The following is a 14,041-nucleotide window of genomic DNA, read 5'->3' on the forward strand; positions in this document are numbered from 1 at the left end:
GGCGATCGTCCGGATCGAAATGCCGTACGAAGTAGGCTGCGAGTATGAATCCGTACACGATCTTCGCCGATATCGTCGCCGGCCGCGCTCCCGCGTCGAAGGTGTACGAGGACGAGGATGTGCTGGCGTTCATGGACATTCGGCCGGTGACTCCCGGACATCTGCTGGTGATCCCCAAGACGCCGGCCCGCAGTCTGTCCGAACTCGATCCGGAGTTGGGCGGCAAGCTCTTTCGGGTGGGGCAACAGTTGGCCGCGGCGCTGCGAGCATCAGAGGTGGGCTGTGACGGCGTGAATTTCTTTCTGGCGGACGGGGTTACGGCCGGGCAGGAAGTCTTCCACGTGCACCTGCACGTGATTCCGCGTACGCCCGGCGACGGATTCGGCCTGCGCGCGCGGCCCACCCACCCGGCGCGCGCCGACCTGGACTACCTGGCCGGGTCCATCCGGGGTGCGCTCGGTCGTGCCGGTGGCAAGGACTGATTCGCCGGCGGCCCGTCGATTGTGTGACCTGGCGATTCGTCGAGCGAGCCCACCGGTTGTGCGGCACCGGGTTTCGCTGAGCCTTCCTGGCGTGGCGATTCGTTCGCCGAACCGGCGGGTAACCGGCTCCCGCTGTACCGTTTCCGAACACGTACCGCTCGGTTTTGCCCAAGGGGTGCGGCAATGAAATAGTACTGCCGCGATCTCCGGCCGTGGGCTACGTTGGAACGACTCGGGCTGGGCTGATGGAGGTAGGACATGCGCTTCAGTGTTGTTGCTGCCGTGTTGCTTTCGGTGTTCACGGGCGTCTTCGCGCCAGGTGCCGGGCGGTTGCCCGTAGCGGCCGCCGACTCTCCGCCGGGCGCTCGGATCCTCACTCAGGATCGGGTGAGCCCGACACGCTCCGCGCTGCTCGTGGACTCGCCTGCCATGGGGCGAGCCGTGGCGGTGGAGGTGTTGCATCCGCGCGGCGGGGCCGCCCGGCCCACCTACTACCTGCTCGACGGTCTCGACCCCGGGGTCGACCAGAGCACCTGGACCAACGCGACCGACGCCGAGACCTTCTTCGCGGACAAATCCGTCAACGTGGTGCTGCCCATCGGCGGACAGGCGAGCTATTACACGGATTGGCAGACCGACGATCCCAAATTCGGCCGCTACCGCTGGGAGACGTTCCTGACCCGGGAGTTGCCCCCGCTGATCGATGCGGCGTTCGACGGTAACGGTGCCGACGCGATCGGTGGCCTGTCAATGGGCGGTATCGCGGCATTCGTTCTGGCCGTACGCCATCCGGGCCGATATCGGGCGGTGGCCGGCTACAGTTCCTGTCCGGATCTCGGCATCGCCCAGGGCGCGATCGAATTCTCCATCGCCAATCGCGGCGGTAATCCGGCCGATATGTGGGGGCTGCCCGGCGACGCGGCCTGGGCCGAACACGATCCGGCCCTGCTCGCCGAGAATCTGCGCGGGACGACGATCTATCTGTCCACCGGCACCGGTATCCCGGGGCCGCACGAGGCGGAGGTGAAACCGCAACTGCCGGAGAACATCCTGTTCGGCGGCCCGATCGAGGCCGGGGTCGACACCTGCGTGACCTCGTTCGAGCAACGACTACGCGGGCTGGGTATCCCGGCCCGGATCGAGCAGAATCCGGTCGGTACCCACTCGTGGTCGTATTGGCAGGACACATTGCACGCGTCCTGGCCCACGATCGGCACGTCGATCGGCGTCTGAGGCCACCGGCTGGCATACACGGGCCGGAGTTGGAGCGAAGGCCGGTGCGCGCGGATTCAGGCGGAAGGGCGGTTGAACTCCCCGTCCCGGGCGCCGGCGACGAAGGCCGTCCACTCGGCGGGGGTGAAGATCAGGGTCGGGCCGCCGGGATTCTTCGCGTCACGCAGGCCGACGTAGCCGGACGAGAGGTAGGCCACTTCGACACCGCCGGTGCCGCCCCCGCTGCGGTGCCACACGGCATCGGGGTCGATTTCGGGGTTCTTCGCGTCCACATCTGCTCCTGTACGCCGGCGCCGAACGAGTCGGCTTGGCTGGGTGCGGGATTCGGTGATCTCGGCCGCAATTCACAGTAGTCGTGGCATCGGGGGTTTATCCGGCGATCGGAGCGGAAACCTCTGTGGCTGTGGCGGAACCGGAACCGCGAATCGGTCAGACGGACGTGATTCGTGCATTCCGCCCTCAACCAGGCACGACAAGGACAGCGCCGATGGCACCGGAATACGACACCTGCTCGGTGGTGCCCCTCCACCTCACCGTCGAGCTAGCGCACCATATCCTGCACATCCACCGCAGTTGCCCGACCGAACAATGCCCGCGCCGCAAGGCGGCGCTGTACTACCTGATGGATACCCGGCGGGTGACCACCCGCCGGGCCGGTCTGCCGGGTTCGGCGAGGCGCACCGGTCTGGGATAGCCCGGACGTCGCCCGGCGGCGGTGCGCGATTACCGTGGACCGCATGGCTCTCGACAGTGGTACCGGAACGGTTCCCAGCCCCGGCGACGCGACGCCGGGCACCGCGGTCGCGGTGACGCCCCCGGTGGCGAAGCGGGTACCCGCCGAGCGGTTACACCACGGCGACACGGTCGTCGACGAGTACGAATGGCTGCGCGACAAGGACAGCCCCGAGGTCATCGCGTACCTCGAGGCCGAGAACGCGTACACCGAATCGCAGACGGCACATATGCAGCCGCTGCGGGAGGCCGTCTTCGACGAGATCAAGGCCCGCACCCAGGAGACCGACCTCTCGGTCCCCGCGCGGATGGGCGACTGGTGGTACTACTCGCGCAGTTTCGAGGGCAAACAGTACGGTGTGCACTGCCGCTGCCCCGTCGTCGATCCGGACGACTGGACACCTCCGGCGCTCGAGGCCGCCGCCGAGATCCCCGGCGAACAGGTGCTGCTGGACAGCAACGCCGTCGCGGAGGGGCACGACTTCTTCGCCCTGGGCGCCTTCTCCGTCAGCCACGACGGCACGCTGCTGGCCTTCTCGACCGATACCGTCGGTGACGAGCGTTATCTGCTGCGATTCAAGGATCTGCGTACCGGCGAGATCCTGGCCGACGAGATCGCGGGCACCGCGCCCGGCGCCACCTGGTCGCTGGACGGGACGCACATCTTCTATCAGACCGTCGACGAGTCCTGGCGTCCGGACACGGTGTGGCGGCATCGCCTGGGCACCGCGAAGGACAGCGATGTCGTGGTCTATCACGAGCCCGACGAGCGGTACTGGGTCAGCATCGGCGCCACCCGCTCCGAGAAATACCTGATGATCTGGGTGGGTTCGAAGATCACCAGCGAGGGCCTGGTGCTCGAATCCGACGATCCCGAGGGCGAATTCCGCATCCTGCTGCCCCGTCGCGAGGGGGTGGAGTATTCCGCCGAACACGCCGTGGTCGCCGGTCAGGACCGATTCCTGTTCCTGCACAACGATGTCGTCGACGGGGTGAAGGCCGAGAACTTCGTCCTGTCCGAGGCCCCGGTGGACGATCCGGCGAATCAGACCGTCCTGATCCCGCATCGCGACGATGTGCGGCTGGAGGACGTCGACTGCTTCGCCGATCATCTGGTGCTGTCCTATCGCCGCGAGGCGCTGCCGCGAGTCGCGGTGTGGCCGTTGACCTCCGACACCTCCGGCACGCCCGGAGCCGGGTACGGCGAGATGCGGGAGCTGGAGTTCGGCCTGGAACTGTTCTCCGCCGGCGTCGGCTCGAATCCCGAATGGGCGCAACCGACGCTGCGCATCGGGCTGACCTCGTTCATCACCCCGATGCAGGTGTTCGACTACGTCCCGGCCACCGGCGAGCTGATCCTGCGCAAGGAACAGCAGGTGCTCGGCGGCTACGACCCGAACGACTATGAGCAGCACCGTGATTGGGCGGTGGCCGAGGACGGCACCCGGATCCCGATCTCGATCGTCCGGCGCCGGGTGACGGCCGGCGACGACGCGGGCCCGGCCCCGACGCTGCTCTACGGCTACGGCTCCTACGAGTCGAGCATCGATCCGGGTTTCTCGGTGTCGCGGCTGTCGCTGCTGGATCGCGGCCTGGTGTTCGCGGTCGCGCACGTGCGTGGCGGCGGCGAGATGGGCCGGCTCTGGTACGAGAACGGCAAGACGCTCACCAAGAAGAACACCTTCACCGATTTCGTCGCCTGCGCCCGGCATCTGATCGATTCCGGCGCCACCGCGCCGGATCGGCTGGTCGCCGACGGCGGCAGCGCGGGCGGGCTGCTGATGGGCGCGGTCGCGAATCTCGCTCCGGAGTTGTTCGCCGGAATCCTGGCCAGCGTGCCGTTCGTGGACCCGCTCACCTCGATCCTCGATCCGTCGCTGCCGCTGACGGTCATCGAATGGGACGAGTGGGGTAATCCACTGGCCGATCCGGACGTCTACTTCTACATGAAGTCGTACTCGCCGTACGAGAACGTCGCGGCCCAGCGCTATCCCGCGATCCTCGCGGTCACCAGCCTCAACGACACCCGGGTGCTGTACGTCGAGCCGGCGAAGTGGGTGGCCCGGTTGCGCGCCACCGCGACCGGCGACTCCCCGCTGCTGTTGAAGACGGAGATGAGCGCCGGTCACGGCGGCGTCAGCGGACGTTATGAGAAGTGGAAGGAAGTAGCGTTCGAATACGCGTGGGTACTGGACCTCGTGGGGCGCGGCGTCTGACCGCGCTCCTCGGATCCGGGTGGATCGGCTGCCCTACGCCGCCGGCGGGGCGAAACCGCACGCGTTGATCAGGTTGACCAGGTCGGCGTGCTGCTGACCCTGGAAGAGGCCGTACCCGGGCACCTTCGCCGCCATCTGGGCGTCGTACGCGGTGGCGATCTGCTCGGGCGTGACGGCGTCCGGCTGGGTGGCGTGCACCGAGTCGATGATCTTGCTGGTGCTGTCGCACAGCTGATCCGGGGACGGGGCCTGGCCGGGCAGGATGTCGGCCGGCGGCGGCGCGGGCTGGGCGCCGGCCACGGCCGGGACGGCCATCAGGAACGGAACGGCGAGGGCGCTAAAGAGTGCAGCTTTCACGCGGCGCAGTCTAGTAACGGTTGCGTTGTCGTGTACATCCTGCATCAATGCGAAAACGGCGCGTCCACTTCCGCGTGTCCCTGTCCTCGCCGATATCGTTCGGTTACCGGGTGGGGCATATCACATCGCTGTCGTGCTGTTTCAGCCGAAATCGGCCGAATTCGCGGGCGAACCGGCGCCGTCGCGGAACTCACGAATCGGTGGCGCGAATTCGTCGGGAAGTCACCGGAGCAGCACGTCACGGACACTTGCCGCCCACACAGTGGAAACATGAGCGGGTCGCAGTTGATCGTTTCGGTTTCCGGTATTCGTGACACGACGCGAGCGGCGGCGATGTCGTTCGCCACGGAGATGGACCGGCGCGGCGTGCCGCTGTCGCTACTGGTGGCTCCCCGGCTCAAGGGGAAGTACCGGCTCGCCGACGATCCGAAGACCCAGCAATGGTTGCGTGCCCGCCGCACGGTCGGCGACGCGGTCGTCCTGCACGGCTACGACCAGGCGGCCACCAAGAGCCGCCGGGCCGAATTCGCCGATCTGCCGCGGCACGAGGCCCGGCTGCGGCTGATGGCCGCCGATCGGGTACTCGAGCAGGTGGGCCTGCGCACCCGGCTGTTCGCGGCGCCGCGCTGGAACACCTCGGAGGGCGCGCTCGCGGCCCTGCCGGAGGTCGGCTTCCGGCTGGCGCTGACCCTCACGTCGATCCACGACCTGGAGCGTGGGACCGTGCAGCGGGCCTGGGTGCACGGCATCGGCGAGGGCTTCCGCGCCGAATCGTGGTGGTGCCACGCGCTGGTGATGAGCGCGGTGCGGACCGCTCGCCGCGGCGGGCAGTTGCGCCTGGCCGTGTCGGCCGCGCAGCTGAGCCGGTCCGGACCGCGACAGGCCATGATCGACGCGGTCGACCTGGCCCTGTTTCACAACGCCGTTCCCGGCGTGTACCGCTGGGACCCGTTCGAGATCGCCCGCGCCGCCTGACAATTCGGCACGCGGGCCGAGGTGTGCCGCCTGCGGCGGACCCGCGCCGCTCAGGCCGAACGCGGGGTCGCGTCGTGGGTGAACCCGCCCGCCTCCTGGCGGGTGAGGGAGGTCTCCAGCGGGTGCCGGTGCAGGTGGTCGATGCTGCGCCGGACGTCCGCCAGCAGCAGGTCGACCATGTCGTGGGTGAAGCCGTGCCGGATCACCGCGCGCATGACCGTCTCGCCCTGCCGGTCCGCCGGTAGCGGATAGGCGGCGATCAGCCAGCCGCGGCTGCGCAGCCGGTCCGACAGGTCGTAGAGGTTGTAGTCGGTCTCCTCGGTCATCCGCCAGGACACCGCGGTGATGCCGCGCAGCGGATCGCCGTCGTGGATCAGCTCGAAGGGCCCGGCCGGTTCGACCCCCTGGGCCAGATGCCGCGCGACGTGATGATGCTCCTCCTGCACCGCCGTGTAACCGACCCGGCCCAGCCGGATGAACTCGTAGTACTGGGTGATGGCCTGCCCGCCCGGCCGCGAGAAGTTCAGGTTGAAGGTGGCCATGCTGCCGCCGAGGTAGTCGACGTCGAAGATGAGCTGTTCGGGCAGATCCTCGGTCGAGCGCCAGATCGCCCAGCCGCAACCCAGCGGCGCCAGGCCGGTCTTGTGCCCGGACGCGTTGATCGATCGCACCCGGGGCAGCCGGAAGTCCCAGATCAGTTCGGGTGCGGTGAACGGCGCGAGGAAACCGCCGCTGGCCGCGTCGACGTGCAGCGGGATGTCCAGGCCGGTGCGCTGTTGCAGATCGTCGAGGGTCGCGGCGAATCCGGCCACGTCCTCGTACAGTCCGGTGAAGGTCTGGCCCATCGTCGCCACCACCATGATGGTGTTCGAATCACAGTGCGCCGCAACGTCGTCCGGATGCAGGGTGAACCGGTCGGCGCGCAACGGCACCTGCCGGATCTCGACGTCGAAGTAGCGCGCGAACTTCTCCCAGCAGACCTGGACCGGGCCGCAGACGAAATTCGGGACGCCCTTCGCGGCGGCGTAGGGACCGTCGGTGCGGGCCCGCCAGCGGAACTTCGCGGCCAGCCCGCCGAGCATCGCCGCCTCGCTGGATCCGGTGGTGGAGGTGCCGGGGGTGTGGTCGGGATCGGGTGCGTGCCACAGGTCGGCGACCATCCGCACGCAGCGCTGCTCCAGCTCCGCGGTCTGCGGATATTCGTCCTTGTCGACGATGTTCTTGTCGGTGGTCTCGGACATCAGCCGGCGGGCCTGGTCGTCGAGCCAGGTCGTGCAGAAGGTGGCCAGGTTCATCCGGGAGACGCCGTCGAGCAGGAGTTCGTCGTGCACGATCTGATAGGCGGCCGACGCCGGGATCGACAGTTCGGGGAATCGGTTCTTGGGCGCGCCGTGGGCCAGCGCGGGCAGGGTGAACAGATCTTCGGACTCGTCGCGCACGGACATCGAAGCCTCTCCTCGCTGACGGCGGGTCGATCGGTCGTCCCCCATCATGCCCGCAGCACGCGGTAGAAAGGATGATCATGACCGACGATTCCCGGACCGCCGCGCTGCGCGAGCGGGTGCAGGCGCTGATGCCGCGAGCGAAAGCCGATCTGGCGGAACTGGTCTCGTTCCGTTCCGTCGCGGACCCGCGGCAGTTCCCGGTCGAGGAGTGCGAACGGGCGGCGCGGTGGGTGCTCGACGCGTTCCGCGCGGCCGGGCTGACCGACGCCGGACTGTACGAGACGCCCGACGGCAGTTCGTCGGTGGTGGCGCGGTATCCGGCGCCGCCGGGCGCGCCCACGGTGCTGCTGTACTGCCATTACGACGTGCAGCCGCCGCTGGACGAGGCCGCCTGGCTGACCCCGGCCTGGGAACTGCACGACCGCGACGGCCGCTGGTACGGCCGGGGCGCCGCGGACTGCAAGGGCAATCTGGTGGCCCATCTGACCGCCCTGCGCGCGCTGCGGGAAGTGCTGGGCGGCAACGATTTCCCGGTCGGCATCACGCTGGTGTCGGAGGGTTCGGAGGAGCAGGGCGGCGCCGGGCTGGAGGAATTCGTCCCGCGCAACGCCGAATTGCTGCGCGCCGACGCGCTGGTGATCGGCGACTGCGGTAATTTCGCGGCCGGCGTGCCCACCTTCACCCAGACCCTGCGCGGCACCGTGAATGTGCTCGTGACCATCGAAACACTGTCCGGCCCTTTGCATTCCGGCATGTTCGGCGGCGCCGCGCCGGATGCGGTGACGGCGCTGGTGCGACTGCTGGCGACCCTGCACGACGAGCACGGCAACACCACCGTCGACGGCCTGGCCGCCGATCAGAGCTGGGACGGCGTGCAGTATCCGGTCGAGCGATTCCGTTCCGACGCCGGGGTGCTCGACGACGTGGCGCTGTTCGGCGACGGGACGATCTCCGACATGCTGTGGGCGCGACCGGCTCTCACGGTGCTCGGCATCGATGTGCCGCCGGTGGTCGGCTCGGCCGCGGCGTTGCAGCCGCGGGCCCGCGCCCGGCTGAACCTGCGGATCCCGCCCGGCCTCGACCCGGACCGGGCGCTGCGGGACCTGACCGCTCATCTGCGCGCGCACACGCCGTGGCGGGCCCGGCTGACGGTGGAGACCGAGGCGGTCGGCGCGCCGTTCCGCTCGGGTACCGGCGGCCCGGCCCGCGCCGCGATGGAGGCGGCCCTGGCCGCGGCGTACGGCCGCCCGGCCACCACCCAGGGGCAGGGCGGATCGATCCCGCTGTGCAACGTCTTCGCCGAGACCTATCCGGACGCGGAGATCATGCTGATCGGGGTCGAGGAGCCCGCCTGCCTGATCCACGCCCCCAACGAGAGCGTGGACCCGGCCGAGATCGCGCGCATCGCCCTCGCCGAGGCGCTGTTCCTCGACGGCTACGCGGTGGCCAGGTCGGCCTGATCCTCGGGCTCGATGACGACGAAATCGCTGTCCGGGGGCCGCATTTCGGACAGCCGCCCGAAGTAGATGCCCTGCGCCGCGGGGCTGATGATCCCGTAGTGGATGGGCAGCGCGACGCGTGGGTGCACCGCGCGCAGATAGTCGACGGCCTCGCTGATCTTCATCCACGGCGCCACCGCGGGCAGGGCCAGCACGCCGACCGGCACCGGTGGCACCCACAGGCTGTCGCCCGGATGCACGAACCGCGCCGGATCCGCCGGGGTGCCGAGCTGGAACACGGTGTTGTCGATCACCCGGATCTCCGGGTGGATGACCGCGTGCCGGCCGCCGCCCCCGGTGATCTGCATCTCGCCCACGGTGAGCACGTCGCCGGCGTGGACCGCCTCCCACGGCTCGCCGCGCAACTGGGCGGTCTGCGGATCGCAGAGCAGGCGAGCGCCCGGGTTGCCCTCGATCAGGGCCTCGATCCGGTGGGCGTCGATGTGGTCAGGATGCTGATGGGTGACCGCGATCGCGTCCAGCCCGGTGACGCCCTCGAATCCGTGCGAGAAATTGCCCGGATCGAAGAGAATCTTGACGCCGTCGAGTTCGACGAGAACACAGGAATGTCCGAAGTGTGCGACTCGCATACGGCCAACGTACAAGCCCGACCCGAGCCCCGCCGCACGGAACTCGCCGACTACGCTGTTGCGGTAATCCCCCCACAGCTGAGGAGCAACGCGTGGCACGAGTCGTGGTCGAGGTGATGCCGAAGGCCGAGATCCTGGATCCGCAGGGTCAGGCCATCGTCGGCGCACTCGGGCGCCTGGGTTTTCCGGGTGTCTCGGACGTCCGGCAGGGCAAGCGATTCGAACTCGACGTCGACGACAGCGTCGACGACGCGGAGCTGGAGAAGATCGCGGAGGCCCTGCTCGCCAACACGGTGATCGAGGACTGGAAGGTGGTGCGACTGCCGTGACCGCGAACGCTCGCACCGGTGTGGACGGCAATGCTCGCATCGGTGTCATCACCTTCCCGGGCACCCTCGACGACGTCGACGCCGCCCGCGCGGTCCGGCTGGGTGGCGCCGAGGCGGTCGCGCTGTGGCACGGCGACGCCGACCTGCGCGAGGTCGACGCGGTCGTCGTCCCCGGTGGTTTCTCCTACGGTGACTACCTGCGGGCCGGCGCCATCGCCCGGTTCGCGCCGGTGATGGGCAAGGTGGTCGAGGCCGCCGGCAAGGGCATGCCCGTACTGGGCATCTGCAACGGCTTCCAGGTGCTGTGCGAGGCCGGGCTGCTGCCCGGCGCGCTGACCCGCAATCAGGGCCTGCACTTCATCTGCCGCGACGAATGGCTGCGGGTGGAGCGCACCGACACCGCCTGGACCTCCCGCTACGAGCCGGGCGCGCAGATCCTCATCCCGGTCAAGAACGCGGAGGGCCGGTACCAGGCCTCGCAGCGGGTGCTCGACGAGCTGGAGGGCGAGGGCCGGGTGGTGTTCCGCTACGGCGAGAATCCGAACGGCTCGCAGCGCGACATCGCGGGAATCTCGTCCGCGGACGGCCGGATCGTCGGCCTCATGCCGCATCCCGAGCACGCCACCGAGGCGCTGACCGGACCGAGCGACGACGGTCTCGGCATGTTCCTCTCGGTGGTCGACACCCTCGTCGCGGCCTAGGGATCGAATACCGGAAAGCCGGGTCACCCGCCGGAGGACCGTGCGGGTGACGGCGGGTGGCCCCGGCAAATCCGCGTCTATCGACCGGCAATCGTGCACGTGCAGGTAGCTGGCAAACTCTGCAATTGCATCCGTTCACACATCGGTGTTATTCCCGGCGATTCCCGGAACGAGGGAACCATTATCTCGTTCGGGCACTCACCGAACGACTACATTCGGTAGCCTCTCACTCGTCCTGGCGGAAATGATGGGCGGAATCGATGTCGACCATTGTGAGCGGAGTTTCCACGTTGCACGGGGCGCTGCGTGCCGCGGAACGTTGCTGGCTGCGCCACCTCGATGCGGCCCTGTGCGCCCGGCAACTTTCCGCCGATCAGTGGGCGATGTTGTCGAATCTGTCCGACGACAGCGGCATCACCATGACCGATCTGGCCACCCGTGCCCAGTTGCCGCCCTCCTCGGCGACCAGACATGCCGATTTCCTCGCGGATCGCGGCCTGATCTTCCGGATCGCCGCCGCGGAGGATCGCCGGCGCATCCTGATCGGTCTCAGCGATCTCGGTGTGGCGCTGGTGCACTCGGTCCGCGCGGAGGAGTCGCGGATGGAGGAGGAATTGCGGAAACGGATCGGCGCGGAACGGCATGCCGACCTGCTGCGGCTGCTGGAACAGGTGGTCGAGGCGCCCGCGCTCGGCTGATTCGCCCGATATGACCGGAGCGAAATGTGAAACTTCGGATTGCGGCTCGTGCCGTGAGAATTCGCGGGAATTGTAAAGCCCCCTAGGATCGCGGTATGCCCGTCTCGATCACCGCGAGCGCGTCCGGACTGTGTTCCTTCATCGACGCGTCACCCTCCCCCTTCCACGTGTGCCGAACCGTCGCAACGGAGTTGGCGGCGCACGGATTCACCGAACTCACCGAGTCCCGGCCGTGGGGGCACGCCGGCGCGGGCCGGTATTTCGTGGTGCGCGGGGCCTCGCTGGTGGCCTGGGCCGAATCCGACGAGGCGGCGGCCGACGCCGCGCGCGGTTTCCGGGTGGTCGGCGCGCACACCGACAGCCCGAATCTGCGCGTCAAACAGCATCCGGATCTCGCGATCGCGGGCTGGCAGCTGGTCGGCCTCGAGCCGTACGGCGGCGCCTGGCTGAACTCGTGGCTGGATCGCGATCTCGGCCTGTCCGGGCGGCTGACCGTCCGCGACGGGGATGTCGTGCGGCAGGTGCCGGTCCTGATCGACGAACCGCTGCTGCGGGTCCCGCAGCTGGCCATCCATCTGTCCGAGGACCGCCGCGGTGTGACGCTGGACCCGCAGCGGCACGTCAACGCGGTCTGGGGCCTCGGCGGCGAACCGCGCTCGCTGGCCGAATACGTCGCGGACCGGGCCGGGGTGCGGGCCGGCGACCTGCTGGGCTGGGAGCTGATGACCCACGATCTCGCACCCGCCGGCACCGTCGGCCGGGACCGTGACCTGATCAGCGCGCCGCGCCTGGACAACCAGGCCACCTGCTACGCGGGCCTGCACGCGCTGCTCGCCGCCCTGGCCGAGCCGCGGCCCGGCGCCCCCACGCCGGTGCTGGCGATCTTCGATCACGAGGAGGTCGGCAGCCAGTCCGACCGCGGCGCGCAGTCGGATCTGCTGCCCGCGGTGCTGGAGCGGATCGTGCTGGCCCGGGCCGGCGGTCGATCGGAATACCTTGCGGCACTTGCCGGTTCGATCTGCGCCTCGGGCGACATGGCCCACGCGACGCATCCGAACTATCCGGAGCGGCACGAGCCCGCGCACCGGATCGAGGCCGGCGGCGGGCCGGTGCTGAAGGTCAACCAGAACCTGCGCTACGCCACCGACGCGGTCGGGGCCGGCGCCTTCGCGCTGGCCTGCGCGCAGGCGGAGGTCCCGTTGCAGCGTTATGTGCACCGCGCCGATCTGCCCTGCGGTTCCACCATCGGCCCGATGACCGCGGCGCGCACCGGCATGCCGACCGTCGACGTCGGCGCGCCGCAACTGGCGATGCATTCGGCGCGCGAGTTGATGGCCGCGGCCGACGTGCCGGCCTACGCGGCCGCGCTGGCGGCGTTCCTCGCGCCGCGGTAATTACGCCGGAAACAGGTCGCCGCGACCGCCAGCAGGCCCGCGAACGCGACCAGCACGTAGCTGCTGCCGATCGCCTGCTGCCACAGCGCCCAGCCGTGTTCCCGATGGCCGCTGTGCGGCAGCAGCCAGTGCGGGCCGATCAGGAACATCAGCGCGATCGCCCCCGCGGTCGCGAGCCGGGCCCGGGTGAAACCCGCCCGGCGCAACCAGACCAGGACCATCGGCACCGCCGGCGCCACCCACACCCAGTGATGCGACCAGGAGACCGGCGAGACCAGCAGCACCGCGAGCGCGTTCACCAGTAGCGCGGTGGCCTGTTCGAGTCCGGTGGGGTGGGCGGTCCGCAGCAGCCGCCACATCACCACGGCCGCCAGCGCGACCGTGACCACCGCGAGCGTCAGCCACAGGCGGGTCGCGGCCTGTTCGCCGAGACCGAGCCGGAACACCATGCCCTTCAGAGACTGGTTCCCGGCGAACGCGGGCGGGCCGATCCGGCCGGTGTCGCGGATCACGCGGGACCAGTACTCGCCCGACTCGTGGGGGAACAGCGCCACCCCGATCCCGACGGTGACCAGCGCGGACACCACGGTGGTGAGCATGGACCGCCAGTCCCGGCGCACCAGGAAATACAGCAGGAAACCTGCCGGGGTGAGTTTGACCGCGATCGCGATGCCGATCAGCATCCCGCGCGGCCAGGCCGGCCGCCGGACCAGCACATCGAGTGCGATCGCGGTCATCAGGACGAGGTTGACCTGGCCGAAGTTGTAGGTTTGCCGGACGGGTTCGGTCAGGCCGAGCAGGCCGGCCCCGCCGATCACCAGGGCCCACCGGGTGACCCGGTCCGGGGCGAGTTCCAGCACGTCCAGCACCACCCACAGCGTGAGGCCGAGGCAGAGCACGGAGACGAGGACGGTGGCGGGCCCGGCGAGCCACAACGGCATCAGCGCCAGCGGGACGAAGAACAGCGCCGCCGGCGGGGGATAGGTGAACGGCAGCCCGAGACCACCGGACAACGGCAACGGCCCGTACAGATCGCGGCCGTCGAGCCACACCCGGGCGCCGTTGCGGTAGACCTGCAGGTCGATGTAGCCGGCCCATTGCCGGGCCACGATCTCGATCAGCGCGGAGAAGAGGAACAGCCCGACCGCGATCCACAGCAGCCGGCGATTGCGAGCGGCTCGGGGATCGTCGGGTGCGTCACCCGAGGCGGCGAGCCGGGCTCGATCGTTCACCGATCCAGCGTACTGGGTCGGCCGCCCAGGTCCATACCGCCTTTTTCGGGGGTGTGGCGGGGCTCACCGGACCGGTCGCGACGGGTGGTACCGCGACTGCGGGGCCGTCGGATGCTGCTTCTAAACTGGGCTTCGTCTCCCGTATCCGCGCCCGGGCG

General features: G+C 69.3%; 15 protein-coding genes. 10 read left to right on the forward strand and 5 right to left on the reverse strand.

All coding sequences use genetic code 11. The features are described from left to right. Positions 1-44: 44 nt before the first annotated feature. Together NRB56_RS01000 and NRB56_RS01005 are read left to right on the forward strand one after the other, a co-directional pair. Positions 45-482: an HIT family protein gene (locus NRB56_RS01000; RefSeq protein ID WP_153338591.1), complete on the forward strand. Its 438-nt coding sequence runs from the start codon at positions 45-47 to the stop codon at positions 480-482. Between the two features lie 258 nt (positions 483-740). After that, on the forward strand, positions 741-1,715 hold the full coding sequence (locus tag NRB56_RS01005) for an alpha/beta hydrolase (protein WP_153338592.1): 975 nt from the start codon (positions 741-743) through the stop codon (positions 1,713-1,715). A 56-nt stretch (positions 1,716-1,771) separates the two neighbouring features. Here the strand turns inward: NRB56_RS01005 and NRB56_RS01010 are convergent, their stop codons facing one another. After that, a complete protein-coding gene (locus NRB56_RS01010) occupies positions 1,772-1,987 on the reverse strand; it encodes a DUF397 domain-containing protein (protein WP_319942388.1) in 216 nt (71 codons plus the stop codon). A 215-nt stretch (positions 1,988-2,202) separates the two neighbouring features. Here NRB56_RS01010 and NRB56_RS01015 point away from each other — a divergent pair, with 215 nt between their 5' ends. Then, positions 2,203-2,409 carry a hypothetical protein gene (locus NRB56_RS01015; protein ID WP_153338593.1) on the forward strand — a complete coding sequence of 69 codons (207 nt, stop codon included), beginning with the start codon at positions 2,203-2,205 and terminating at the stop codon, positions 2,407-2,409. Between the two features lie 43 nt (positions 2,410-2,452). After that, positions 2,453-4,663 (forward strand): S9 family peptidase, encoded by a 2,211-nt coding sequence (locus tag NRB56_RS01020; RefSeq protein WP_153338594.1) that lies wholly within the window; start codon positions 2,453-2,455, stop codon positions 4,661-4,663. A 33-nt stretch (positions 4,664-4,696) separates the two neighbouring features. On the opposite strand, the gene NRB56_RS01025 is transcribed toward NRB56_RS01020, so the two are convergent. Continuing rightward, complete coding sequence (locus NRB56_RS01025; protein ID WP_153338595.1) at positions 4,697-4,978, reverse strand: hypothetical protein; 282 nt, start codon at positions 4,976-4,978, stop codon at positions 4,697-4,699. A 312-nt stretch (positions 4,979-5,290) separates the two neighbouring features. Here NRB56_RS01025 and NRB56_RS01030 point away from each other — a divergent pair, with 312 nt between their 5' ends. Continuing rightward, positions 5,291-5,995 carry a DUF2334 domain-containing protein gene (locus NRB56_RS01030; protein WP_153338596.1) on the forward strand — a complete coding sequence of 235 codons (705 nt, stop codon included), beginning with the start codon at positions 5,291-5,293 and terminating at the stop codon, positions 5,993-5,995. Positions 5,996-6,045: 50 nt separating this feature from the next. Here NRB56_RS01030 and NRB56_RS01035 read toward each other — a convergent pair whose 3' ends face one another. After that, a complete protein-coding gene (locus tag NRB56_RS01035) occupies positions 6,046-7,440 on the reverse strand; it encodes a glutamate decarboxylase (RefSeq protein WP_153338597.1) in 1,395 nt (464 codons plus the stop codon). 77 nt (positions 7,441-7,517) lie between these two features. Here NRB56_RS01035 and NRB56_RS01040 point away from each other — a divergent pair, with 77 nt between their 5' ends. Next, positions 7,518-8,900, forward strand: coding sequence for a dipeptidase (locus NRB56_RS01040; protein ID WP_227837043.1), 1,383 nt, complete (start codon positions 7,518-7,520; stop codon positions 8,898-8,900). On the opposite strand, the gene NRB56_RS01045 is transcribed toward NRB56_RS01040, so the two are convergent. Continuing rightward, complete coding sequence (locus NRB56_RS01045; protein ID WP_153338599.1) at positions 8,876-9,529, reverse strand: MBL fold metallo-hydrolase; 654 nt, start codon at positions 9,527-9,529, stop codon at positions 8,876-8,878. The two genes, NRB56_RS01040 and NRB56_RS01045, sit on opposite strands and share 25 nt — an antisense overlap. A gap of 92 nt (positions 9,530-9,621) precedes the next feature. Here NRB56_RS01045 and purS point away from each other — a divergent pair, with 92 nt between their 5' ends. From purS to NRB56_RS01065, 4 genes are all read left to right on the forward strand, one after another. Next, entirely contained in the window at positions 9,622-9,858 is a 237-nt protein-coding gene (gene purS, locus NRB56_RS01050) for a phosphoribosylformylglycinamidine synthase subunit PurS (protein WP_319942389.1), read from the forward strand. A 20-nt stretch (positions 9,859-9,878) separates the two neighbouring features. Further along, positions 9,879-10,559, forward strand: coding sequence for a phosphoribosylformylglycinamidine synthase subunit PurQ (purQ, locus tag NRB56_RS01055; protein ID WP_319942491.1), 681 nt, complete (start codon positions 9,879-9,881; stop codon positions 10,557-10,559). A 260-nt stretch (positions 10,560-10,819) separates the two neighbouring features. Beyond that, positions 10,820-11,257, forward strand: coding sequence for a MarR family winged helix-turn-helix transcriptional regulator (locus tag NRB56_RS01060; protein ID WP_153338601.1), 438 nt, complete (start codon positions 10,820-10,822; stop codon positions 11,255-11,257). A 95-nt stretch (positions 11,258-11,352) separates the two neighbouring features. Next, entirely contained in the window at positions 11,353-12,651 is a 1,299-nt protein-coding gene (locus NRB56_RS01065; RefSeq protein ID WP_153338602.1) for a M18 family aminopeptidase, read from the forward strand. Here NRB56_RS01065 and NRB56_RS01070 read toward each other — a convergent pair. Next, positions 12,612-13,883, reverse strand: a complete 1,272-nt coding sequence (locus tag NRB56_RS01070; protein ID WP_319942390.1) for a glycosyltransferase 87 family protein — start codon at positions 13,881-13,883, stop codon at positions 12,612-12,614. The two genes, NRB56_RS01065 and NRB56_RS01070, sit on opposite strands and share 40 nt — an antisense overlap. Positions 13,884-14,041: the final 158 nt, after the last annotated feature.

The sequence above is a fragment of the Nocardia aurantia genome (assembly GCF_009604425.1).
Lineage (GTDB): Bacteria > Actinomycetota > Actinomycetes > Mycobacteriales > Mycobacteriaceae > Nocardia > Nocardia aurantia.

Excerpts from the sequence above, each read along its gene's own strand:
- NRB56_RS01000 (WP_153338591.1), top strand. The coding sequence starts at position 45 with ATGAATCCGTACACGATCTTCGCCGATATCGTCGCCGGCCGCGCTCCC.
- NRB56_RS01005 (WP_153338592.1), top strand. The coding sequence starts at position 741 with ATGCGCTTCAGTGTTGTTGCTGCCGTGTTGCTTTCGGTGTTCACGGGC.
- NRB56_RS01015 (WP_153338593.1), top strand. The coding sequence starts at position 2,203 with ATGGCACCGGAATACGACACCTGCTCGGTGGTGCCCCTCCACCTCACC.
- NRB56_RS01020 (WP_153338594.1), top strand. The coding sequence starts at position 2,453 with ATGGCTCTCGACAGTGGTACCGGAACGGTTCCCAGCCCCGGCGACGCG.
- NRB56_RS01025 (WP_153338595.1), bottom strand. The coding sequence starts at position 4,978 with ATGGCCGTCCCGGCCGTGGCCGGCGCCCAGCCCGCGCCGCCGCCGGCC.
- NRB56_RS01030 (WP_153338596.1), top strand. The coding sequence starts at position 5,291 with ATGAGCGGGTCGCAGTTGATCGTTTCGGTTTCCGGTATTCGTGACACG.
- NRB56_RS01035 (WP_153338597.1), bottom strand. The coding sequence starts at position 7,440 with ATGTCCGTGCGCGACGAGTCCGAAGATCTGTTCACCCTGCCCGCGCTG.
- NRB56_RS01040 (WP_227837043.1), top strand. The coding sequence starts at position 7,518 with ATGACCGACGATTCCCGGACCGCCGCGCTGCGCGAGCGGGTGCAGGCG.
- NRB56_RS01045 (WP_153338599.1), bottom strand. The coding sequence starts at position 9,529 with ATGCGAGTCGCACACTTCGGACATTCCTGTGTTCTCGTCGAACTCGAC.
- NRB56_RS01060 (WP_153338601.1), top strand. The coding sequence starts at position 10,820 with ATGTCGACCATTGTGAGCGGAGTTTCCACGTTGCACGGGGCGCTGCGT.
- NRB56_RS01065 (WP_153338602.1), top strand. The coding sequence starts at position 11,353 with ATGCCCGTCTCGATCACCGCGAGCGCGTCCGGACTGTGTTCCTTCATC.